General features: G+C 35.3%; 21 protein-coding genes and 1 pseudogene. 6 read left to right on the top strand and 16 right to left on the bottom strand.

What is annotated here, in order from left to right; genetic code table 11:
- Window positions 1-14: 14 nt before the first annotated feature.
- Entirely contained in the window at window positions 15-575 is a 561-nt protein-coding gene (pth, locus tag EVI01_RS04305; RefSeq protein ID WP_010750181.1) for an aminoacyl-tRNA hydrolase, read from the bottom strand.
- A gap of 353 nt (window positions 576-928) precedes the next feature.
- Here pth and EVI01_RS04300 point away from each other — a divergent pair, with 353 nt between their 5' ends.
- From EVI01_RS04300 to EVI01_RS04290, 3 genes are all read left to right on the top strand, one after another.
- Window positions 929-1,903, top strand: a complete 975-nt coding sequence (locus EVI01_RS04300; RefSeq protein ID WP_010750180.1) for an L-lactate dehydrogenase — start codon at window positions 929-931, stop codon at window positions 1,901-1,903.
- A 169-nt stretch (window positions 1,904-2,072) separates the two neighbouring features.
- Complete coding sequence (locus EVI01_RS04295) at window positions 2,073-3,479, top strand: L,D-transpeptidase family protein (RefSeq protein WP_010750179.1); 1,407 nt, start codon at window positions 2,073-2,075, stop codon at window positions 3,477-3,479.
- Between the two features lie 113 nt (window positions 3,480-3,592).
- A complete protein-coding gene (locus EVI01_RS04290; RefSeq protein ID WP_010750178.1) occupies window positions 3,593-4,096 on the top strand; it encodes a hypothetical protein in 504 nt (167 codons plus the stop codon).
- Between the two features lie 182 nt (window positions 4,097-4,278).
- Here EVI01_RS04290 and EVI01_RS14225 read toward each other — a convergent pair whose 3' ends face one another.
- From EVI01_RS14225 to EVI01_RS04275, 3 genes and pseudogenes are all read right to left on the bottom strand, one after another.
- Window positions 4,279-5,613, bottom strand: a complete 1,335-nt coding sequence (locus tag EVI01_RS14225) for a S8 family peptidase (RefSeq protein ID WP_010750177.1) — start codon at window positions 5,611-5,613, stop codon at window positions 4,279-4,281.
- A 417-nt stretch (window positions 5,614-6,030) separates the two neighbouring features.
- Window positions 6,031-6,150: pseudogene (locus EVI01_RS04280) on the bottom strand (protein adenylyltransferase Fic); the annotation flags it as partial.
- A gap of 159 nt (window positions 6,151-6,309) precedes the next feature.
- On the bottom strand, window positions 6,310-6,816 hold the full coding sequence (locus EVI01_RS04275; protein WP_010750176.1) for a VanZ family protein: 507 nt from the start codon (window positions 6,814-6,816) through the stop codon (window positions 6,310-6,312).
- Between the two features lie 121 nt (window positions 6,817-6,937).
- On the opposite strand from EVI01_RS04275, the gene EVI01_RS04270 reads away from it, so the two are divergent.
- The gene (locus tag EVI01_RS04270) at window positions 6,938-8,737 is read left to right on the top strand and encodes a M3 family oligoendopeptidase (RefSeq protein ID WP_010750175.1); all 1,800 of its coding nucleotides are present in this window, start codon (window positions 6,938-6,940) and stop codon (window positions 8,735-8,737) included.
- Between the two features lie 273 nt (window positions 8,738-9,010).
- Here the strand turns inward: EVI01_RS04270 and EVI01_RS04265 are convergent, their stop codons facing one another.
- Window positions 9,011-9,421: a hypothetical protein gene (locus EVI01_RS04265; RefSeq protein WP_010750174.1), complete on the bottom strand. Its 411-nt coding sequence runs from the start codon at window positions 9,419-9,421 to the stop codon at window positions 9,011-9,013.
- Window positions 9,422-9,605: 184 nt separating this feature from the next.
- On the opposite strand from EVI01_RS04265, the gene EVI01_RS04260 reads away from it, so the two are divergent.
- Window positions 9,606-10,040 carry a helix-turn-helix transcriptional regulator gene (locus EVI01_RS04260; protein ID WP_010750173.1) on the top strand — a complete coding sequence of 145 codons (435 nt, stop codon included), beginning with the start codon at window positions 9,606-9,608 and terminating at the stop codon, window positions 10,038-10,040.
- A 206-nt stretch (window positions 10,041-10,246) separates the two neighbouring features.
- A complete protein-coding gene (locus tag EVI01_RS04255; RefSeq protein ID WP_010750172.1) occupies window positions 10,247-10,987 on the top strand; it encodes a hypothetical protein in 741 nt (246 codons plus the stop codon).
- Window positions 10,988-11,366: 379 nt separating this feature from the next.
- Here EVI01_RS04255 and EVI01_RS04250 read toward each other — a convergent pair whose 3' ends face one another.
- The 11 genes from EVI01_RS04250 to def all read right to left on the bottom strand — a co-directional run bounded on the left by EVI01_RS04250 (window position 11,367) and on the right by def (window position 22,746).
- Entirely contained in the window at window positions 11,367-12,884 is a 1,518-nt protein-coding gene (locus EVI01_RS04250; protein WP_010750171.1) for a C40 family peptidase, read from the bottom strand.
- Between the two features lie 218 nt (window positions 12,885-13,102).
- A complete protein-coding gene (gene mreD, locus EVI01_RS04245) occupies window positions 13,103-13,612 on the bottom strand; it encodes a rod shape-determining protein MreD (RefSeq protein ID WP_010750170.1) in 510 nt (169 codons plus the stop codon).
- Window positions 13,613-13,615: 3 nt separating this feature from the next.
- Window positions 13,616-14,470, bottom strand: coding sequence for a rod shape-determining protein MreC (mreC, locus tag EVI01_RS04240; protein ID WP_010750169.1), 855 nt, complete (start codon window positions 14,468-14,470; stop codon window positions 13,616-13,618).
- 156 nt (window positions 14,471-14,626) lie between these two features.
- A complete protein-coding gene (locus EVI01_RS04235; protein WP_010750168.1) occupies window positions 14,627-15,265 on the bottom strand; it encodes a thiamine diphosphokinase in 639 nt (212 codons plus the stop codon).
- Entirely contained in the window at window positions 15,266-15,916 is a 651-nt protein-coding gene (rpe, locus tag EVI01_RS04230; RefSeq protein ID WP_010750167.1) for a ribulose-phosphate 3-epimerase, read from the bottom strand.
- Window positions 15,917-15,928: 12 nt separating this feature from the next.
- Entirely contained in the window at window positions 15,929-16,828 is a 900-nt protein-coding gene (rsgA, locus tag EVI01_RS04225) for a ribosome small subunit-dependent GTPase A (protein ID WP_025480580.1), read from the bottom strand.
- A 318-nt stretch (window positions 16,829-17,146) separates the two neighbouring features.
- Window positions 17,147-19,213, bottom strand: coding sequence for a Stk1 family PASTA domain-containing Ser/Thr kinase (gene pknB, locus EVI01_RS04220; protein WP_010750165.1), 2,067 nt, complete (start codon window positions 19,211-19,213; stop codon window positions 17,147-17,149).
- The gene (locus EVI01_RS04215) at window positions 19,210-19,950 is read right to left on the bottom strand and encodes a Stp1/IreP family PP2C-type Ser/Thr phosphatase (RefSeq protein WP_010750164.1); all 741 of its coding nucleotides are present in this window, start codon (window positions 19,948-19,950) and stop codon (window positions 19,210-19,212) included. Before EVI01_RS04215 ends, pknB begins: the two co-directional genes overlap by 4 nt.
- Before the next feature lie 12 nt (window positions 19,951-19,962).
- Complete coding sequence (gene rsmB, locus EVI01_RS04210) at window positions 19,963-21,321, bottom strand: 16S rRNA (cytosine(967)-C(5))-methyltransferase RsmB (RefSeq protein ID WP_010750163.1); 1,359 nt, start codon at window positions 21,319-21,321, stop codon at window positions 19,963-19,965.
- Window positions 21,321-22,262: a methionyl-tRNA formyltransferase gene (fmt, locus tag EVI01_RS04205; protein WP_010750162.1), complete on the bottom strand. Its 942-nt coding sequence runs from the start codon at window positions 22,260-22,262 to the stop codon at window positions 21,321-21,323. The genes rsmB and fmt overlap by 1 nt, the downstream gene beginning before the upstream one ends.
- Window positions 22,255-22,746: a peptide deformylase gene (gene def / locus EVI01_RS04200; protein ID WP_010750161.1), complete on the bottom strand. Its 492-nt coding sequence runs from the start codon at window positions 22,744-22,746 to the stop codon at window positions 22,255-22,257. The genes fmt and def overlap by 8 nt, the downstream gene beginning before the upstream one ends.
- Window positions 22,747-22,757: the final 11 nt, after the last annotated feature.

Genomic DNA, 22,757 nt, shown 5'->3' with positions numbered 1-22,757 from the left:
TTTTCCCTCCTTATCTAATTGAATTTATTCATGGTATCCACAAATGAATGACCTTCAAGTATAAATTCTAGGGCTGCCACAGATTGATCAATACTCATTTCAATGAGCGGTTGAGTTTCTTTTGTGAACGGACTCAACACGTGTTGAACCACAGTCTTATTCCCCTCTGGTCGTCCAATTCCTACTTTGATACGATTAAATACATTTGTATTCAAATGTGAGATAATGCTTTTGATGCCATTATGACCGCCAGCACTTCCTTTTTGGCGTAAACGAATCTTACCAATCGCAAGATCCAAGTCATCATAAACCACGACTAATTCTTCTGGATAGATACCAAAATAAGTCATCAACGGCCCAACAGCACGTCCAGATTCATTCATAAAAGTTTGTGGCTTAACTAATACTATTTTTTCTCCTTCATAAAAAAACTCCGCTACTTCGGCTTCAAAACTATTCTTTTTAAAAACAGCTTGATACTTTGCAGCCATGCGATCAACGACCATAAAGCCGATATTATGTTTTGTTTGTATATATTTTGTCCCTGGGTTTCCAAGCCCTACGATCATTTTCATTATCCATTCCACCTAATCTAAAAAAGCAGCACAAAAGGCTGGAGTGCAAAAAAGCAATCCAGTCTCTGACACATTTTTTCTTTTTTTATTTTCTACTATAGTAGTATAACACATTTATGCATATTTCAACCAGAAGGTAAAACTTAACAAATGATAAATAAATTAAAAATTTCTCTAAATTCTAACAAAATTGTTTCCTTAATAAAATAGTGAAACGTCGCACATGTAAGCTTTTACATATAATACAACCTTGTTATCTGTTATATTTTATAGCCAAATAGCGTGACAGCAAGCTTGATACATGTTAGCATAGGCATGGGAAAAAAACAAATCAATGGAAGGATTGATATATAATGACTGCAGTTGCAGAAAAAAAAGACCACCAAAAAGTGATTCTTGTCGGAGATGGCGCCGTAGGTTCTAGCTACGCTTTCGCATTAGTTACTCAAAACATTGCTCAAGAAGTAGGTATCATCGATATCAATACAGCAAAAACTGAAGGAGATGCGATTGACTTATCACACGCTTTAGCATTTACTTCACCTAAAAAAATCTACTCTGCTACTTACGCAGATGCTCACGATGCTGATTTAGTTGTGATCACTGCTGGCGCACCACAAAAACCAGGTGAAACACGTTTAGATTTAGTAAACAAAAACTTAAAAATCAACCGTGACGTAGTAACACAAATCGTTGAATCAGGCTTCAATGGTATTTTCTTAGTTGCTGCTAATCCAGTAGATATTTTAACTTACTCCACTTGGAAATTCTCAGGATTCCCTAAAGAACGTGTCATCGGTTCAGGTACTTCACTTGACTCAGCTCGTTTCCGCCAAGCACTTGCTGAATTAGTTGACGTTGATGCACGTAACGTCCATGCTTACATCTTAGGTGAACATGGAGATTCAGAATTTCCTGTTTGGTCACATGCGAACGTTGCTGGTTTACAAATTTATGAATGGGTTAAAAACAATCCAGACGTTGATGAAGAAGCAATGGTTAACTTGTTCTTTGGTGTACGTGATGCCGCGTATACAATCATCGAAAAGAAAGGTGCTACTTTCTATGGTATCGCTGTAGCATTAGCACGTATCACTCGTGCTATCCTTGATGATGAAAATGCAGTTCTTCCATTGTCTGTATTTATGAATGGTGAATATGGCTTGAATGATATCTACATTGGTGCCCCTGCGGTAATTAACCGTCAAGGAATCCAAAAAGTCATTGAAATCCCTCTAAGCGACAGCGAACAAGACCGTATGACTGCTTCAGCTAAACAATTAAAAGATATTTTAGACGAAGCTTTCGCTAAATTAGACGCTGAGTAATAAGAATATGTTGTAATGGATAAGGCAGAATTTGTATAAATTCTGCCTTATTTTTTTACTAAAAGATCGTTAAATTTTCTATAAGTCATTCGTTGGTTTCGTCTTTTTTTTTAAATTATGCTATGATTAAAATGTTATATTTTACATTATCAATTAAGGAGTTGTCCTAATGACAAGATCTTCTCATCGAAAAAAATTAAAAGCGTGGCACATCGGTCTGTTCTCTGTATTGGGTGTAATCCTTGTATTCATCAGCTTTTACGCTTACCGTAGTACATATTACACAAAACATTTCTTGCCTAATACCCACATTAATTCCATTAATGTAAGTAATCTAACGGTACAACAGGCAAATGCCAAATTAAAAAATACCTATTCCAACCAAAAGCTCTCTATTGAAGAAAATGGAAAAGTTTGGGAGGAAATAGCAAAATCTGAGCTAGGCTATAAAGATGATTTTTCTTCCGACTTATCACGTCTATTAAATCAACAAAATGCTTGGTCATGGGGAATGACTTATGTTTCTGCTGCTGAAAAACAAGAAATTGATCCACAAGCGACTGATCACCAAAAATTAGATGCAACAATTGAAACAGTGACAAATAAATTAACAGATTTAAACAAAGAACGCACACAAACACAAGATGCTACCATTGAAAAATCTGGCAATTCTTTTAAAATTAAACCCGAAGTCAATGGTAACGCTATTGATGTAACTGCTGCAGTCCAAGCATTGAAAAGTAGTGTTAAAGATGGAAAAAATAAGATTGACTTAACAGAATTTCAAACAAAACCAAAAATAACCTCCTCTGATAAAAAACTAACTGAACAGCTAAATACAATGACTGCTATTGCGAATGTTAAAGGAACTTATAGCATTAATGGAGACACCTTCCAGATACCTGCTTCTGCTATTTCTAGCTGGCTGACTTACTCGGATGGTCAGGCACAACTGGATACAACCAAAGTAAAACAATATGTAACAGATTTAGGTAAGAAATATAACACAAGTACCAATGAAACCAAATTTAAAAGCACAAAACGTGGCGAAGTAACAGTTCCCGCAGGCACTTACAGTTGGACAATCCAAACAAATGCAGAGACGGAAGCTTTAGAAAAAGCCATTCTAGCAGGAAAAGATTTTACACGCTCTCCGATTGTTCAAGGAAGCACAACAGCTGATCATCCATTAATAGAAGATACGTATATTGAAGTTGATTTAGAAAATCAACATATGTGGTATTACAAAGATGGAAAAGTTGCTCTTGAAACAGACATTGTTTCTGGGAAACCAACGACGCCTACCCCAGCTGGTGTCTTCTATGTATGGAATAAAGAAGAAAATGCGACACTAAAAGGAACCAATGATGATGGTACACCTTACGAAAGTCCTGTAAAATATTGGATGCCTGTAGACTGGACGGGCGTGGGTATTCATGACTCAGATTGGCAACCTGAATACGGTGGCGATTTATGGAAAACCCGTGGCTCTCATGGCTGTGTCAATACGCCTCCAAATGTCATGAAAGAATTATTTGGTTTAGTCGAAAAAGGAACACCAGTATTAATTTTTTAAACCTTTCTATTAAAATAGTAAATCATTAAAAAACTAGTCCATTGAAAAAGTTTATTTTAAACTTTACAATGGACTAGCTTTTTTATTTTAAATAAATTTATGGGAGGAAACCAATGGAACAATCATTTCAACAAAAAGCATCCTACTATGATCAGCTACTTCGGTTTACAAACAAACAACTTGAAACTTTAGAAGAAAAAATCACTTTAAATCAAGCTACTCTCCAAGTAAGAGATTTTAAAGAACAGACAAAAATAAGGGCAACGATCATCCAAGACCAAGAAAAACAGCAAAAACTCGTCACAGAAAAAACACTCATTCTATTAATTCTAGATACGCTATCTACTGTTAGCACTTTGATGAATAATGAAAGTAAAAAAACTCATTGGTCTTATTTTTTCAACTCTTCCTCAAAAGAATTAACTAAACAACAAGAATTATTGAAAACATATGAAGATTCTTATACCAAGTTAAGTCAGAAATTACATATAACAAAATCCAATCATGCACAAAATCAAAACTCACTCCAAACAAGGCTAAAACAAATGAAACCAGCTGAAGGTTCTCTATCAACATCTTTAAACCTTCACAAATCAAAGAGTAGTCAACAACGTTAGTCACTACTGCCAAATTTCTTACAATAAATACAAATTTTGTGACTTATATGATTATTAGGCATTTGAAAGAAATAGCTAGAGACTTGAAAAATTTAGGGTGATTTATAAAAAAGCGTGAGGCAAACTCTCAAGAGTGTTTGCCCCACATTTTTCTAGTACTATACACTATTATCGTATTTAAATTAATCTAAAAGTTTCGCAGTATTTAAACGTCCACCTGTTTGACAAAACTCTGATAATGAAGCTTTTTTATCAACTGAATTTAAAATTTTATTTTTTAATTGACTTGTCGTTAAATTAGGATTTTGAGCCAATGCTAGCGCTGCACTACCTGCAACATGTGGAGCTGCCATTGATGTACCGCTCTTAGTCCCATAACTACCAGGGATCGTACTAAAAATGCTTTTACCCGGAGCAAATAAATCCACTTTTGTTTTGCTGTAACTTGAAGATGAAGAACGTTGATCTTGTTGGTCTGAATTTCCTACAGTGATCATATTTGAAATATCTAAAGCAGGTGGATAACATGGATCTGATTCTAAACTAACGCCTTTGTTCCCAGCCGATCCAACAAATAACCCTGGGTAATTTTTAATAGCTGTTTCTTTTGATGCACTATACTTGTCACCACTTATACTATAATTAGCAATGGGGATCTTTTTTTCTGTTGCCCAGTTAATACCTTTTAATATATTCGAAGTACTTCCTTTCCCCTCATTATTTAAGACGCGAATCGGTACTATTGTTACGTTCCAGTTAATTCCTGGTACACCTAATCCATTATTTGCTTTTGCTCCAATCGTTCCTGCAACATGTGTTCCATGTCCTTTTCCATCCTGTGGATCAGCATCATTATCTACAAAATCATAACCCAGACTAACATCAACGTTTGCAGCTAAATCAGCATGTTTATAATCAACACCAGAATCAATGACTGCTACCTTCACATTTTTAGAGCCAGTAGTTTTATTCCATGCAGTAGGCATTTCGATTTTTTGTAATCCCCACATTTGACTCCAATATGGATCGTTGGGAATAATTTGCGTTGCTTTTAACACATGATTTGTCTGTTCCGTTGAAACTGTGGCTGGTTCTACTTCATCAGAACTAACCACGTAATTGGGTTCGGCATATTCTACCTCTGGTAACTTATGTAGCTGCTTGATCACTTGGGATAATTCCAATGCTGTAGAAAATTGAATTAATAGTACTTGGTTATGGTTTCGGCGCTCTTTTTCATTTGTGCCTAAAGTCAAATCATCAACGACTCTTGCATTAATACCAAATAAATTGGATGATGATTTTTCTTTTAGATCGATACGATGATTTCCTGATAGTCCTACTATCAGTTCACCTGGAATAAAGCTTTCTTCTTTATCATCCAATTGATCTACTTGAGTTTCAATTAGTTGTCTTTGTTCAGCTGTAACATCCGCATGTACATTTGTCTGACTTAAAAAAAGACAACTCATTAAAACTGCTATTCCTAAACCAACCTTACCCTCTAATTTTTTCATAACCTTTTAACTCCTTTGATAATTAGTTTTTGTGAAGAATTTTATCTTCTTCACAAATAGTTTACCAACGTATAAACTAAATGTTTTTTTTTAATCAAAAAATAGCTTTATATCGTCAAAACCGTCACTAATCATTTACAACCAGAAAATTAAAAAAGCCTATAAATCAACATTTCATTGAATTTAATTATTAAAATATTCAGAATATTTTTATGTTAATATAAAATAAAGATGTTATTTTATTGCGTTTTTTATTTATTAAATTGAGAACGATCTCATTTTGCTCCAGTAAATTTTTTCGAAAAAAATTTTATTTTATCCCACTACGTTCAATAATTGTTGCATTTATTCTTTTATAGTTGGAGAAGCAGTTGAAACGCATACATTCTCATGTTTCGTCATTTATTTCATCTTCGTTTACAAATCACCAATTGTATATTCGGAATATCCTTCATAGAAATAACTAACATCAATTCCTTTCATGTATAGTTCACGATCGAAAATTTTATCTGTTAGTGCATTAGAAATCAAGTATCGGAAATATTTTTAGCTAGTTTATGAGTACCTAACATCTCTACAAAAACGACACCCATCACCCATCGGTAGAAGATGTAGGATAGATGCCGCAATTTGTAAAAAACATTACAACGATTCGTACACACACAATTAGATATATGGCTAGTGAGAAATAGTAGATTATAGCTTTCTCTTGATCCATCCGATAAGTATACATAAAACAATCGCTGTTAATGCTCCCATGGAATCAAGCATGACATCTTGAAACATCGGTGATCGTCCGCCTGTTATCATTTGATGAAATTCATCTAAACCAGCATAACCAGTGGCTGAAAGCCATGCTAGAATACCTGTTAACCACCAAATTTTCATTTTAGGAAATACACCTAAAAATAGGCTCCCTCCCAAAATAAAATATGTTCCAAAATGAGCACCTTTACGGATAAAAAATTCGATGAATTTACCATAACCTAAATGATCAATACTAACCATGCTATCTCCATAGGTAAAACGAATATTACTCAAAGCTTGTCTGAACGGATGATTAGGAAACCATTCCTCGATCCTTGAAACTTGGGATTGTTGTTCATAAGTTTGTGATGAACTATAAAATAAAACAGCCACGATAAGTACGGCCACAACTAAATAAAAATTCCCATTTTTCATTTGTTTTTTTATTGAATTCATAAGTCACCTCTGCTATTTATAATAGCTCTTTTTTTACCAAACAACAAATTTTTCCTAGAGACTTCTATGAGAAAATAATGATATACTAATAATTGTATTATAAAATGAAAGGAGTTTTTACATGACATATTCTTTAAATTGGGATCTCGATTCAATTTTTTCAGGAGGTAGTGATTCTCCAGCATTAAATGAGCGCTTAAAACAATTAGAGGCTCAAATCAATTCATATTACCAATTGGTTAGTCAGTGGGATCATTCGACAAATACAAACGAAGAACTTGCAGCACTTATCGAATTGCAAGAAACAATTACTGAAGGTTTTTCTCAATGTAATAGCTACATTACAGCTTTATTATCAGCAAATGTTAAAGATTCTCAAGCAAAAATCTTATCCGGAAAATTGTACGCACTGTTGCCAAGATGGCAAGCAGCAGAAACTGTTTTATCTAAGAAATTTGCAGAAATATCTGACAATGATTGGCAAGCTGTGCTTCAAAATGACGCATTTTCATCGATTGCTTTTCGAATGAATGAAATCAGAAGAGACGGTAGTCGCCTATTATCTGAATCAGAAGAAAACATCATTAATACCCTTTCATTAGATGGACTCAATGCTTGGAGCAATCACTATGATACGATCGTTGGAACCATTTCGATTCCATTTGAAGAAGATGGCAACGTATCTTCTCTTTCTGCTGGACAAGCTTTTAATAAAATGATGGGTGATCCTGATCCACTCGTTCGCGAAAAACTGTTTATCGCTTGGGAAGAAGCTTGGCAAGAAAAAGCCCCTTTATTGACTGATACATTGAATCACTTAGATGGATTCCGTTTGTCTACTTACAAACTTCATAATATGAACAATTATTTACAAAAGCCTTTAGAATACAATCGCTTAAAAAAAGAAACCCTTGATGTCATGTGGGCGACCATTCAGAAAAATAAACAACCGCTTGTTGATTACTTAACTAGAAAAGCCAATCTCTTCGGTAAAGAAAAGATGGCATGGCAAGATCAAGATGCACCGATTATTTTAGGTAATCTAAAAGAAAAAAGTTTTACTTTTGATGAAGCTGCTAGCTTTATTATTGAAAACTTCAAAAAATTTAGTCCTAAAATGGCTTCATTTGCACAATCAGCATTTGAAAAAAGTTGGATCGAAGCAGAGGATCGCCCTGGAAAACGTCCAGGTGGTTATTGTACAGAGCTTCCAGAAACCAAAGAATCAAGAATTTTCATGACTTATAGCAATTCGGTGAATGAAGTGGCTACTTTAGCTCATGAGTTAGGTCATGCATTTCATAGTAGCGTCATGTGGGATTTACCTGCACTAAATCGTGATTATGCTATGAACGTTGCTGAAACTGCCAGTACATTTGCTGAATTAATCGTAGCAGATGCGACATTAAAAGCAGCCAAGTCAAAAGAAGAAAAAATTAACTTACTTGATACAAAACTTCAAAATGCTCTAGCCATGTTTATGAACATTCATTCTCGCTTTATTTTTGAAAATCGTTTCTACTCTGCTCGTCAAAATGGTCTCGTTTCAGAAGAAGAAATAACTAAAATGATGATTGAGGCACAGCAAGAAGGCTATCACGATGCATTGGCTACCTATCATCCTTATTTCTGGGCAGCAAAATTACATTTCTTTATTGATGATGTGCCTTTTTATAATTTCCCTTACACTTTCGGCTATTTGTTTAGCCTTGGTATCTATGCTCACGCAAACCAACAAGGCACTAGTTTTGAGCAAGAATATATTGACTTATTAAGGGATACAGCTTCTATGACAACCGAAGAGTTAGCTCAAAAACATTTAGGAGTCGATCTAACAAAACCAGATTTCTGGCAAGCAGGAATTAACATGGTCTTGGAAGATATACAAGAGTTCATGGAGCTTTCTGAAGAATTTATTTAGTAATTTTTCTAGTAAGTGGATGAAGAAGCTAAAAAGTAGAAGTATTTTTCTACATTTTATCATTAGAACATCAAAAGAAAATGGAACAAAAAATCAGATTTTTTGCTCCGTTTTCTTTTTTATCAGATATTTTTAGATTTTTGAAACATGTAAAATATACTAGAGGTGACACCAAAACTAAACGCAAGAACATATAACTCTTTAAACAAACATACTAGCATCAATAATATAAAAATGATTTGAAATAGACGCAATCTTTTTTTAATACTTCTCTTAGATCCCATAGAAATAATCATCAAATCCTATAGCAGCAGGAATACCCGCTACTGCTGAAATACCAGCTCTCCACCACCAGCGATTGGATTTATAACTAGGAGCACTTAAACCAAAACGTTTATGCGCTTCACTAGCCGCCCAGTGTCCAGCAGCGTATCCTGCTCCAGCAATAACTATCAATTCTAAAACATCATCAATGCCAATTATTCTTCCTGAAATACGTTTATTTAAAAGTTGGTCTATTTTTTCTTGTTGCTCTTTAGTCAGAGTAAATGAAATCGTTCTATTAATAGAATGCATAAAATCATCACTCAAATTGAATTGTTGCTGAATATCGCTTTTAGTAACAGAAGTAGCGCCTTGAGAAATCAATGGTTCAGTTTCTGAAGCAAGTGTTGTAATTGGCATGATCGCACTCCCAATTGTCATAAAAGTAGTCACTAATGTTCCATAAAACAAAAAATTTTTTTCATATAGCCTTCCTTCTTTTATTTTTTTAAATTACAATTTTATTATGCCAAATTGTTTAAAAAACGTCTGTCTAAATCCTTTTACATATGCTTTACATCAATAAAACTGGAGGTATGATGATATGAAAGAAAAATTAAAAAGATTAAGAAAAGAACATGGTTTAACACAAGAAAACTTAGCTGAAAAGCTTCATGTTTCTCGTCAAACTATTTCAAATTGGGAAAATGGGAACACTTTACCTGATATAGAAAATCTGAAATTACTTAGTCAATATTATCATGTTCCTTTATCTTTTTTATTTACTGAAAAAGAAGAAACCTGTTTACCTCTAGAAAGACCGAATAAAGATTTAAAGAAATTCTTACTCTTTTTATCTATTGCTTCATTTATCACACCTTTAGCTAGTTTTGTTCTATTATATTTTTTGATTGAAGAAAAAACAAAGCTTTCAATGAAATTTTATAAAACACTCTTTTACTTTGCTTTAACTATTTCTTTGGTAAATGTACTGTTCATTTTATTTTTCTCTATAGATAATTTGTTTTTAATTAAATAATTGGAGTAATTTGTATTACTTAAATTACTATAATTTATTTTTGAATACTTTTTTCAATTTTATGGTTCCAATTCAAATTAGAATTTTTAGCCCCAGACCTATCAATAATGTATTGGATTTTTTTTTAAGAAAAAATTGAGTTAGAAAAAATTTATTTTTTTGTATAATTAATTAAAAGATATTTTTGCAAATAAGGAGTGATAAATTTGGATCAAGAATCAAATAATACCTTTCAAGACGATGGAATATCTCATAAAAGTACATATGCATCAGAATTGCTGGATTTTTTTGTTGCTATTCTCAATAAAATAATTGTAGATTCAGCAAATCTACCTACAACTACTATGTTAAATAGATTAACTACTTATTTTACATCAATGAGTATAACTGTACCAACTTATATAAATACAATTATTGATAGACTTAATTTAGATGTGGATACACGTAAGAAATTCAAAACAGAACAACTTGTGCCAGCTGAAAGAGCTCGTTTAGATAGACGACAATGTTCCCTTGAAAATCATGATCTATTTTCTGGAGTTAGTAACCCTATGGATATAATTGCACACAATATTGTATTTGAAGCTAGAGAACGTTTCTCTTTTTTGGAAGCAAAAATTGACTTATCAGGTCAGCAAAAAGTTGCACAACGAGAAAAAATATTTGAAAAATTACTTTTAGAAAGCTTACGTGAACATGAAACTTCTGGGGTTTATAAAGAACTAAGTATAAAACTTTCTGAATTATTTCCAGAAAAGCAAAGGGAGGTACAAAAAAAATTAGAAAAAGTTGTTCCAAGTTCTTCAAAAAGATTTAAGGAAGTTATAGAAAATGGCACTACTAGAAGATTTAATGAAGCAGTGAAACCATACGAGAATGACATGAATAAAGCGATTAATGAAAGACTTTCCAAAGAAAAGACAAAGGGTCTTTCGCTGGAAAGGTAGATTTATTATCCATCATCTTATTCAGATAATGATAACGATAAATAGACGTCCTGGAAACATTCTAACGTTCAGCAATAAACTTGAGTGATGTGACACTGTCTACTACACACAAAACTTTATTTCATAACTGAAGAGAAATAGAAGCAATAAGACTGTACACGAAAATTTGCAAGTTTGCAGTAAGGATGCTACACTTTAAGCACGAAATGTGATAATTTGGTTTATTACAACACGAAAGCCGACCCTATGCCAGTAGGGTCGGCTTTATTTTTTATTTAATAGAGGACATTTGGGTATACTCTATTGTCACACCCTCAAGTAGGTTACAAAAACCAAAAAAAGAGTTAGAACTATTCTCACGGTCTAACTCTTTTCATTATTACATGCTTACTGCAAAGTCAGGTGCGTACCATTGAACTGAACCAACTTTAACATTTTCACCTGGTTGAGGTGCATGGATATATTGTCCGCCACCTAATGCAATGGCTACATGGTAAGTTCCGCCTGGTGATCCCCAGAATAATAAATCGCCTGCTTTTGCTTGAGAAACAGAAATTTTAGCTCCAGCTGATTCTTGAGGAACAGTCCAACCACCGATGTCACGACCAGTTACTTGTAAGTAAACATAGCGTGTGAATCCTGAACAGTCAAATCCACTTGGATCTTTACCGCCCCAAACATATGGTGTACCAATATACTTGTATGCTTCTGCGACAATCGCAGCACCGTTTACGCTACCAGAAGGCGTTGATGGTGTTGACGGAGTCGTTGGTGTTGTAGCATTATTTGAATTATTGCTATTGCTAGTATTTGTACTTGTTGTTGAATCTTGTGTAGAAGATTCAGGAACTGTTGAACTTTCTGTTACTGATGATTCAGTAGTAGAAGAGTCAGTTGATGAATTTTCTGTTGTTGTAGAAGATTCAGGAACTGTTGATTCTTCAGTTGTCGTTGTTGAAGACTCAGAAGTTGTTGATTCTTCAGTTGTCGTTGTTGAAGACTCAGAAGTTGTTGATTCTTCGCTTGAAGATTGTGCAACTGATGAGCTTTCTGTTGTTGAAGATGACACAGTTGATGAACTTTCTGTTGTTGAAGTTGCTTGTGATAAAGCAGCTTGTGCAGCGGCTTGTTCACGTGCTTCTTTTTCAGCTTTTTCTTGAGCTGCTTGTTGACGAGCTTGTTCTGCTAAACGAGCTTGTTCACGAATACGTGCTTGCTCTGCTTCTGCTTCTGCTTTTTTACGGTTCAAGTCAGCTTTCTTATCTTCTGCTGTTGCTTGTTCAGCAGCCAATGAAGTTTTTAAGACATTTAGATCAGCTTGTTTTGCTAGTAAATCACCTTTTTGTGATTCTAAAGCAGCTTGGTTTTCAGCAAGTTCTTTTTGTTTTGCTTCATTTTCAGCTTTTTTCGCTTCTACTGCTTGCTTATCTTCTTTTTGCTGTTGTACTAAGTCTTGGTTCGCTTTTACGATGGAAGACATTGCTTGGATACGACCAACAGCATCTGCTAATGAATCGGCATTTAATACAGCATCAATATAGTTTGAGCTAGTATTTTTTACTTGAGTTTCACGTGCTTGTTTTTGGATTGTTGCTTCACGTTTTTCAATACGTTCTTGTAAATCTGCAATTTCTTTTTTTAATTGAGTAGATTCTTTACGTAATGTATCTTGTTTTGCCAATAAATCTTGTGCTTTTGTATTGATAGCAGAAACTTGACCTTCTAATGCTTCAATTTGTGATTGTGCACTTAATTGTTGGTTTTGTAAATCTGCAATTTTTTTGTCTTGTTGTTGTATCTGTGAATCAAAATCGTCCGCCGCGGCAGCGATCGGTGATCCCACGGCAGTTAAAGCGATTGAACTTAGCATTACCGCTGATAATAAACTCTTTTTCACTCTTCATTCCTCCGACTGGCTTAATTTAATAAATATCTAAATATATTTAAGTCTTTCTTAACGATATAAAAATTGTACCATAGCAGTATGTCAACGAGATAATAGTTATGTTACAAAAACATTTCAAAATAAAATTTTAAAATGACAAAATTGAAAGTTTCATTCTTTATTCATTGAACACTACGTACATTTCAGAAAAATGCATAAAAAAAAAGAAATTATTCATCACTGAATAATTTCTTAAAGGGAAAAACGAAGACGACAAAAAGAATCATCGTTAGTAATAATGTTGGACCGAGGTATCTTGTAATAAAGTACGTGTTATTTACAGAGACCAATTTGAAGATCAGTTGGACAACTAGCGTAAATAATTCATAGCCTGTCACAAAAATGATCATACTAAAAAATTCTGTAAATATATTGAAATGGATGTAGGCGCTCATTGAATACATGAGTAATACCATCAATGGGATCGCTACAGCATAAATACCAATTACTCCTATATAGTAGGTATCAAAGATCGCACCTAAAATGATGGTTGTAATCAACAAATACCTTTTTGAAAATTTCAAACTACAAAATAGCAAAGCTAAAATTAGAAAATGTGCACTAGCCATGTATTCTCCGTTTGACCATTCAATAAACATTCTAGTTAAATGTCCATCGATCAACATAAAAAGAAATAATACAACTGGCAAATAGTATTTCATTGTTTCTTTTTTCAGCATACATTAATCCTCCACTAGCCGCTGCACGATCGTCACCACTGGCAAATCATACATCCCGGCATAAGGTTTAACATATACTTCTCGATCCAATCCATAACTGTCTGGTTTAGTTTTGATTACTGTGCCAATTGGTAAATCTGCGGGTGAATTTCCACCTAAACCAGAAGTTTGAACAACATCGCCTTCTTTGATATTAGTATCACCAGTCAATTGTGTAATAACCAAAGCTTGCAGTTTTTCATCGTAATTTTTTAGCAACCCAAATGCTTCGCCACTAGAAGAAGATACACGTACTGGGAAATGATTTGAACTTTCATTTGATGATGTGAGCAATTCAATTTTAGATGAAGCATTATTCACTTCCACTACACGACCAATCAGCCCTTTTTGTGCCATCACGGCCATGTTGACTTCAATACCATCTTTTGAACCTTTATCAACGATCAACATATCTTGCCACGTATCCGGTGAACGTGTAATAACGTTTGCGGTTACCTTTTCATAATTAGTCAATGTTTGATTTAAGTTAAGTTCTTTTTTTAAAGCTTCGATTTCTTTTTGAGAATTTTTATTTTTTAACGCTAGTTCGTCATAACTATCGATTTTCTCTTTTAGGCGCTCGTTTTCAGAATACGTAGAAAAGAGATTATGGACGGAATCCACGCCATTTTCCACCCATCTTACTGGCGCAGAGATAGCACGATCAACAAATGAAACACTGTCATTAACGAGAGATTGGAAGAAATTTGGTTTTCCTTCATTCGCTCGCTGCGCAGCTGTCACACTTAATATCGTCACCACAATGATAACAATAACTAAGGTAATAATAATATTTTTATTAGGATTGAACTTCTTCACAAAGACACCTCGAATTAATTAGACTCTTACGCTCAATTTTATCACTAATTGAGGCGAAACAAAAGATAAGACACCTCTCTTAAGCTTTTTTTTAGTAAATAATTTGATTTGTCTTTTTTTAACAGCTTCTGTCCAACTGAGGAACAAAATGCCAACTTAATCTTTACTTTGAATAACTGATACCATTCCAGATGTAAATGAAAAGGTGGCAGTATTTGAAATAAATTCATTGCTTGCATAAGAAGTCGCCTGTAAGACATCTGTCGTTTCTAATTCATATTTGCTATTTTTTATGGTTAACTCCTTTACTGGGGTTAAGCAACAGTAGGCCAAATAACTCATTTCTGGTATTTTGGTAATGACGTGTTCTCCTGGCAAGTAATAAGTCACATAATTTTGGTTATCCCAAATGATTAGATTTTGAGCATATGGCTTAAACCGTGGCTCTAGTGGTAACCAAAGATTGGCGAGAAGATGGTCTAAACGTCCTCCCGTTGCTCCGATAATCGTTATTGTCGCTTTAGGATAAAGCTCAATGGCTTTCTTTAAACCTAATTGTGTATCCGTGTCATCTTTTTCTGCAGGAGCTTGAATAAAATGAGTGGCTTCTTTTCTAATTACTTCTTTTTCTTTAACGGACAACGAATCAAAATCTCCAATTGCTAAATCTAATGGAAAATCATGTTGAAGAAGGTTCCATGAACCACGATCAACTCCTATATAACAATCATAACTTTTTTTAAGTTCTTGCGGCCAATTTTCAGGAGAACCTCCTGCCACTAATAAGACCTGCATTTAACTCAAAGCCTCTTTAAGCTTCGTAATCTGTCCTACTGGATTTTCTGAGCCATAGACATAAGAACCCGCAACAAAAATATCTGCTCCAGCCTCTTGGCAAATTTGAGCTGTTTCTGGCACAATTCCTCCATCCACTTCAATTAAGTAATGCCAATCGTTTTGTTCACGTAAGTCTGCTAATTCCACAATTTTATCCACTGTTTCATTTATAAAACTTTGTCCCCCAAAACCAGGGTTAACGGTCATAACTAAAATTTGATCCACCATTGATAAAACTGGCTTAATCATCGATACAGGTGTGCCTGGATTAATGACCACACCAGCTTTTACACCTAAATCTTTCATCATTTGAAGTGCTCGATGGATATGTGGGGTTGCTTCAACGTGTACGGTAATTATATCCGCTCCAGCTTTTGCAAATGCTGGAATATAATTTTCAGGATCAACGATCATTAAATGAACATCTAAAGGTAATTTCGTAATAGGGCGAATTGCTTGGACAATATTTGGCCCAAAGGTAATATTTGGAACAAACTGGCCATCCATCACATCTACATGGATATAATCGGCTCCGCCTTTTTCTACTAATTCAATGTCCTTTTGTAAATTAGCAAAATCTGCACTTAAGATAGATGGTGCTATTTTCATCAATCATTCCTCCTACTTTCGTTTTCCCTCTTTTTTTGAATACATTGGTTTACGATTTTCGATTTCTTGTAAAAATTGTAAATAATTATCATAACGTGTTTGTGCAATGTCACCAGCGCTTACTTGTCGCTTTACTTCACAGTCTGGTTCTTTCGCATGCATACATTCTCTAAACCGGCAATGCTTTGCTGCAAGGACAAATTCAGGAAATTGTTTTGGTAATTCTGATGCTTCGATCGTTAAAAAATCGATTGAACTAAATCCAGGAGTATCTGCTACTAGTCCATCATACAGTGGAATCAGTTCTACATGTCTAGTTGTATGTCTGCCTCGCCCTAACGAATCAGAAATCTCGCCAGTTTCCAAATTCAATTGTGGTGAAATTTGATTTAACAATGTTGATTTCCCAGCTCCAGATTGTCCCATAAAAACAGATAGGCGTTCTGGGAAATAACGTACTAATTCCTCTGTATCCCCTGGATGGTCGGGAATAATCACTGGGTAACCAATTGCTTCGTACGTTCGTTTAATTTCATCAATCATAGGGTCATTAGGTGCTAAATCTGTTTTAGTTAAAAAGATAATTGGTTCAATTAATTCGTATTCCAACATCACTAAAAAACGATCCAATAAATTATAAGAAAAATTGGGTTCGACTAGACTCGTAACCACCACACCTAAATCAACATTGGTCACTGGTGGTCGTACCAGTTGATTTTTACGAGGCATCACTTCTAATAAATAGCCATCTGTTTTATTTTCGCTTTCAAATAGAACCTGATCACCAACTAAAGGAGTGATTTTTCGGTTACGAAAGTTCCCTCTGCCTCTGGTTTGATAGGTCTCACCATCTGAGTATACATAATAAAATCCACTGATTGCTTTTCTGATTTGTCCTTTGATGTGCGCCACCTCCATTTTTATTTATTTTACCACAGGAAGGAAAAATCATGTGCCATTCCTTGCTAGAAACTTAGCGAAATCCAATAAAAAAAGGACAACGTTCATCTATGTACATAAGATTTTGAATTGATTCTAGCGTTTTCAAAAAAAATTGGTTGTCAATCGTTTTCTTCTTATATGATTGCTTTTACAATCATTCATTATAGGCGGAGTGACGATATTTAGAAAATGATGAGGAACGTTTTGCCCACAAGTTTATGAGCTCCTTTTTGACAGAGATTAAAAAGAAGAGACAATCATGAATGAATGTCCCTTCTTTTTTCACATTTATTTTTCTGTAGAACTAGTAGTGCTTTCTTCCTCTTTTGACGTGCTACTACTTGTACTGTCTTTACTGCTACTTGTTGTCTCTTTTTGAGTACTAGAGGATTCTTTTTCTGGTTCAGGTCCTTTTGAGTAAATAACATTAACAACCGTTCCTGGTGTGACAGAAGCTCCCACCCCAGGTACTGTACGAATCACTTTGTCTTTTTCAACAGTGTCAGAGTATTCATAGGTTTCATGTCCGATATATTCTGCGCCAATATCTGACAAATAGCTTTGGGCATCACTCTTCGTATAACCTGAAATATCATTTAGCGTTTTGGCCTTTGGTCCTTGGCTAACAACAAAACTTATATAACTAGATTCTGTCAATGGCTCACCATAACTAGGTAATTGACTAATGATAGAACCTACTGGAACCGTATCACTATAGTCATAAGTTGAGCTGATATTCTTATAGCCGTTTGAGCTTAATATGCCACGGACTGTTTCATAATTTTGCCCAGTATAATCACTCATAACTGTTTCATAATTTTGCCCAGTATAATCACTCATAGTTGGTTGAGATCCTTTACTTACAACAAATGTGATGGTATCTGTCGTTGGGTCAACTTTCGTTCCCTCATCATCTGATTGAGAAATGATTCGACCGTTTTCGACTTCATCACTAAATTCTTCTTCCTTTTTGATACGATCAGATGAAAAGCCAAGTTTTTTCAGTTGATTGTTTACCTCATCGTAACTCATGCCACTGTAATCATCTAGTTTGATTTTTTTCTTGCCTGTACTCACATAAAGTGTGATTTCACGTTTTTGTTTGACTGTTGTTCCTGCTGCAGGATCTGTTTTAACTACATCGCCTTCTTCAATCTTGTCGTCAGGAATTTCTTCTGTTTTTGTCGCTACTTCTAATTTAGCTTGTGTTAATGTATCTCTTGCTGAGGCTTCTGATAATCCAGAGACATCAGGAACCACTACTTCACCACGTCCACCAGAAGCAAATAAGACAGCTGTCCCGACCCCTAATAATGCTAAAATAACTAATAAAATGATCCACCATTTTTTATGTTTTTTTGTTTTTGGATCTGGAACAGTTTCTTCAGCTAACTCTGATTTTTCTTCTTTTTCTTGTGGCAATGGCATAGACTTAAACGATTCTGGCATAGGCATATCTTCATCCACAGGCGAGAGCACTTTGGTTTCATTGATCATGGCATGCGGTTGCCATCTGGCTTCTTGGGCTCTTGCAGGAGATAAAGCCGTTGCTAAATCTTCTGACATTTCTTCAGCTGTTTTATATCGATCAGCGGGTTCTTTTGCTGTCGCTTTCAACACCACATTTTCTAAAGCTTGTGGTGTTGTTGGATCTAATTCTTTAATTGAAGGTAGCTCATCTTGAAAATGTTTTAATGCAATAGTGACAGCTGATTCTCCATCAAACGGGACACTGCCTGTCAGCATTTCATAAAGGATAATCCCCAGTGCATAGATATCTGACTGTTTAGTAGCCATACTTCCTCTGGCTTGTTCTGGAGACAAGTAATGGACAGAACCTAACATCGTATTCGTTTGAGTGATTGATGTTTCAGATAAAGCAATGGCAATCCCAAAATCGGTAATTTTGACAACACCTTCATTATCAATCAAAACATTTTGCGGTTTCAAATCACGATGGATGATTTGATGATTATGTGCTAAAGAAATCGCCGATAAGATTTGCTGCATAATATTGACAGCTGTTTCATAAGGAATGGGATAATGCGTTTGAATATATCTTTTTAGATCCATTCCCTTGACATACTCCATCACTAGATATTGCATGTCATCTTCTTCTCCTACGTCGTAAACACTAACGATGTTGGGATGAACCAGTTCTGTCGCAGCCAATGCTTCTCGTTGAAAACGTCGGATCGCTGTTTGATCGTTTTGAAAATCAAATCGCAATACTTTTATTGCTACGTCACGATCTAAAATAAGGTCATGAGCTAGAAAAACGTTTGCCATGCCTCCACTTCCGATATTCCCAGTAATCTGGTAACGTCCATTCAATTTTTTGCCAGGCTCGATCATGCGACGTCCTCCTTATATTCAATCAGAAGAACGGTGATATTATCTGCGCCACCGGCTTCATTGGCGCGTTTAATCAATTCCGTTACTTTGTCTAGCAAATCTCCATCTTGGTTGACGATCGTACCAATCATCTCTTCAGACAACATGTTAGTCAAACCATCAGAACACAATAACAAGCGATCTTTCAGTTGCCAAAAATAAGTAGAGACATCCACTTCTACTGTTCCAGGCATACCGACTGAACGAGTTAAAATATTTTTTCGTGGGTGATTAACAGCCATTTCTTCACTAATCTCTCCCGATTTCACAAGTTCATTCACTAAAGAATGATCTTCCGTTAACTGAATGATTCTGTCTTCGCGAATAAGATAAGCACGACTATCCCCTACATGAGCAATAGTGAACTGATCTTTTGACAAAGCAGCAGCAACAATTGTCGTTCCCATTCCATTATATTCAGGTTGTTCTTGTCCGCGCTGATAAATACGCGTGTTTTCTTCCTGAATGGTTTGAATGAACCATTGAGCTACTTTTTCATCATCGCTTATACTCAAACTTTCCCAAGCAGTTCCTAAATTTGTAACAGCCATTTGGCTAGCAATATCGCCGGCACGATGCCCGCCCATTCCATCAGCTAACACGGCTAATTTGATTCCAGCTTGATTAGTAAAGACGCTTGCATAATCTTGATTTGTATTACGTCGTTTTCCTACATCGGATTGATATTCAATCTGCATTCTTTCACCTCATTACTTTTTACGCAAACAACAAATGAAAAACCCATCTGTATCGAATTGATGTGGGTATAAAGTCAACATCTTATCTTCGATTGATGATTGTAGCACAGGATCAACTAAAACATCAATCCTCTCAAAATCAGAATGTCGTTTCAAAAATGTTTCAATCACTTCTTGGTTTTCTTCTTTAAGAATCGTACAAGTACTATAAGTCAATATTCCAGAAGATTTTAACACACTTGCACAGCTTTCCAAAATCGCTAACTGAATCGCTGGTAAATTAGCTAAATCTTTGGCATTTTTTTTGTAACGAATATCAGGTTTTCTTCTAAGTAGTCCCAATCCTGAACAAGGTGCATCTACTAAAATACGATCAAATGTTGCAGTGGCAAATTGATCTTTTACTTCTCTTGCATCCATTTTTTGCGCGTATACAGCAGAAAAAACACCTAAACGCTCAGCATTTTCTTCAATTAACTTTACTTTATGTTCGTGAACATCTAATGCCGTCACTTCTCCACCACATGTAGGATCCAAAAATGTTGCGATATGGGTTGTTTTACCACCAGGCGCGGCACAAGCATCTAATACATGATGCTCTGGCTCAATTTGCATCGTTGGTGCTACGAGCATAGAACTTTCATCTTGAATAGTCATTATCCCATCATGGAATAAGGAACTTGAAGCTAAACGTCCTTTTTCAGCAACAACTCCATACGGACTCAGCTGGCTTTCTTTGGCAGAAATTTCTTCTGATTGCAAAGTCATGATCGCTTGCTCTCTCGAACATTTTCTAGTATCTACACGTCCACTCACCCGACTCGGTTGATAGAGAGAAAGACCTAGCTTTTCCGTTTCTTCATAGCCGATTTGTTTAATTAAACGTTTGGTTAACCATATCGGTAAACTAATCTTTATGGCTAAACGTTCAACAGGCTCACTGATTTTTTCTACGTCTGGCTTTTCCTGACGTTGATAGTTTCTTAAAACACCATTAACAAATTTCCCAGTCCCTGGATTTCCTTTGATTTTAGCAATTTCAACAGCCTCATTTAAAATCGCATGAGCAGGTACTTTATCTAAAAATTCTAATTGATAAACCGATAAACAAAGCAATGTTTTCACCCAGTCATCCACTTTTTTTGCATGAGTAATCAACGGAGCAATATAAAATTCAAGCAAAAGTTGACGACTAATGGTTCCATAGACTAATTCAGTAAATAAACCGACATCTTTTTGATTTAAATTACCTTGTTTGATCATTTCATTTAATAATAAATTTGAATAAGCTCCACCTTTGTTCACTCTTTCAAGTGTGACAAGCGCCATATAACGTACTGATTTTTTCATTTTTTTTGGTATTTTTGCCATTATTTCACCTGCTGACCAATCGTTACTTGCTGGCCACTACCATTTAAAAATTCGCTAATGACTTGCTTGCTTTTGCCTGCTGGTTGTAATTCTTTGATAGCTAGTACTGTTTGATTGCCACAAGCAACCCAAAGATTTTTCTTATCTTTCTTAATAATGGTTCCTGGTTCAGCCGTTGTTTTTTCATCCAACACTTCAACAGCCAAGAGTTTCCAACGTGTTTTTTCATATGTGGTAAATGCAATTGGCCATGGACGCATCCCACGTACTTGATGATCAACTTCTTCAGCTGTTTTCTTCCAATCAATTGCTTCTTGTTCACGTGTAATATTTGGTGAAAAAGTGACTTTTGATTCATCTTGCGGATATGGCATAAGGTTGCCATTTAAAATACCAGGTAATGTTTTTAATAATAACTGTTTACCTAAAATACTTAATTTCTCAAACATACTACCTACATCGTCTTGTTTGGTAATCGGTATGCTCTCTTGGGCATAAATTCCACCAGCATCCATTTTTTTGATCATTTCCATGATTGTCACACCGGTTTCTTTTTCCCCATTAATAATTGCATAATGAACAGGTGCACCACCTCGATATTTTGGTAGCAAGGACGCATGGACATTCACGGCGCCATGCGTTGGTACTTGTAATAATTTTTCTGGTAAAAATTGTCCAAAGGCTGCTGTAACAATCACGTCTGGTTGTAAAGCAATGATTTTTTCCATTTCTTCTGAACCAGCTATTTTTTCAGGCTGCAACACCAGTAATTCGTGCTTGACTGCGGCTTCTTTTACTGGCGAAGGGGTAATAACTTTTTTCCGTCCGACCGGTCGATCAGGTTGAGTAACAACCGCTACCACTTCGTAACCTTCTTCTAATAAGCCCTCAAGGATCGGCACCGAAAAAGCAGGTGTTCCCATAAATACTAATTTAGTCATTCAGATGTTCCTCCATATAATTTTCTAAATCGGCTTCTGGAATTTGCTCAATCATTTTTTCAACAAATAATACGCCATTTAAGTGGTCAATTTCATGCTGAAATGCTCGAGCCAAGTAACCAAAAGCTGTCACTTCTATTTCTTCTCCTTCACGATCATAATAGCGAACTGTCACTTCGTCAAATCGCTTGACTGTTCCATATACATGAGGAATACTTAAACATCCTTCTACATCAATGTCTTCACCTTTTGCATCAATAATTTCTGGATTGATTAGTTCAAATTTTTCCCCTTCATCAACTTCAACGATGGCTATTCGTTTGTTTTTTCCTACTTGTGGTGCAGCAATACCGATGCCATCATTGGCCACCATGGTTTCATAGAGATTGTCTAGTAAGTCAATGGTCTCATCAGTGATGATGTCTATGGGTTGAGAAACACATTTTAATTTATCATTGGGGTGGATCAATATAGGATAACGCATATTATTTCCTT

Source organism: Enterococcus villorum (assembly GCF_007990225.1).
GTDB classification, from domain to species: Bacteria; Bacillota; Bacilli; order Lactobacillales; family Enterococcaceae; genus Enterococcus_B; species Enterococcus_B villorum.
This window is presented reverse-complemented; position numbering and strand designations above follow the sequence as displayed.

Bases quoted from the DNA above. Each gene is read 5' to 3' on its own strand.
- rsmB (WP_010750163.1), bottom strand. From the start codon at position 21,321: ATGGCAAAAATACCAAAAAAAATGAAAAAATCAGTACGTTATATGGCG.
- EVI01_RS04235 (WP_010750168.1), bottom strand. From the start codon at position 15,265: ATGCAGGTCTTATTAGTGGCAGGAGGTTCTCCTGAAAATTGGCCGCAA.
- EVI01_RS04260 (WP_010750173.1), top strand. From the start codon at position 9,606: ATGAAAGAAAAATTAAAAAGATTAAGAAAAGAACATGGTTTAACACAA.
- EVI01_RS04290 (WP_010750178.1), top strand. From the start codon at position 3,593: ATGGAACAATCATTTCAACAAAAAGCATCCTACTATGATCAGCTACTT.
- EVI01_RS04295 (WP_010750179.1), top strand. From the start codon at position 2,073: ATGACAAGATCTTCTCATCGAAAAAAATTAAAAGCGTGGCACATCGGT.
- EVI01_RS04215 (WP_010750164.1), bottom strand. From the start codon at position 19,950: ATGCAGATTGAATATCAATCCGATGTAGGAAAACGACGTAATACAAAT.
- EVI01_RS04270 (WP_010750175.1), top strand. From the start codon at position 6,938: ATGACATATTCTTTAAATTGGGATCTCGATTCAATTTTTTCAGGAGGT.
- EVI01_RS14225 (WP_010750177.1), bottom strand. From the start codon at position 5,613: ATGAAAAAATTAGAGGGTAAGGTTGGTTTAGGAATAGCAGTTTTAATG.
- EVI01_RS04275 (WP_010750176.1), bottom strand. From the start codon at position 6,816: ATGAATTCAATAAAAAAACAAATGAAAAATGGGAATTTTTATTTAGTT.
- EVI01_RS04300 (WP_010750180.1), top strand. From the start codon at position 929: ATGACTGCAGTTGCAGAAAAAAAAGACCACCAAAAAGTGATTCTTGTC.
- pth (WP_010750181.1), bottom strand. From the start codon at position 575: ATGAAAATGATCGTAGGGCTTGGAAACCCAGGGACAAAATATATACAA.
- def (WP_010750161.1), bottom strand. From the start codon at position 22,746: ATGCGTTATCCTATATTGATCCACCCCAATGATAAATTAAAATGTGTT.
- pknB (WP_010750165.1), bottom strand. From the start codon at position 19,213: ATGATCGAGCCTGGCAAAAAATTGAATGGACGTTACCAGATTACTGGG.
- mreD (WP_010750170.1), bottom strand. From the start codon at position 13,612: ATGCTGAAAAAAGAAACAATGAAATACTATTTGCCAGTTGTATTATTT.
- rpe (WP_010750167.1), bottom strand. From the start codon at position 15,916: ATGAAAATAGCACCATCTATCTTAAGTGCAGATTTTGCTAATTTACAA.
- fmt (WP_010750162.1), bottom strand. From the start codon at position 22,262: ATGACTAAATTAGTATTTATGGGAACACCTGCTTTTTCGGTGCCGATC.
- EVI01_RS04265 (WP_010750174.1), bottom strand. From the start codon at position 9,421: ATGCCAATTACAACACTTGCTTCAGAAACTGAACCATTGATTTCTCAA.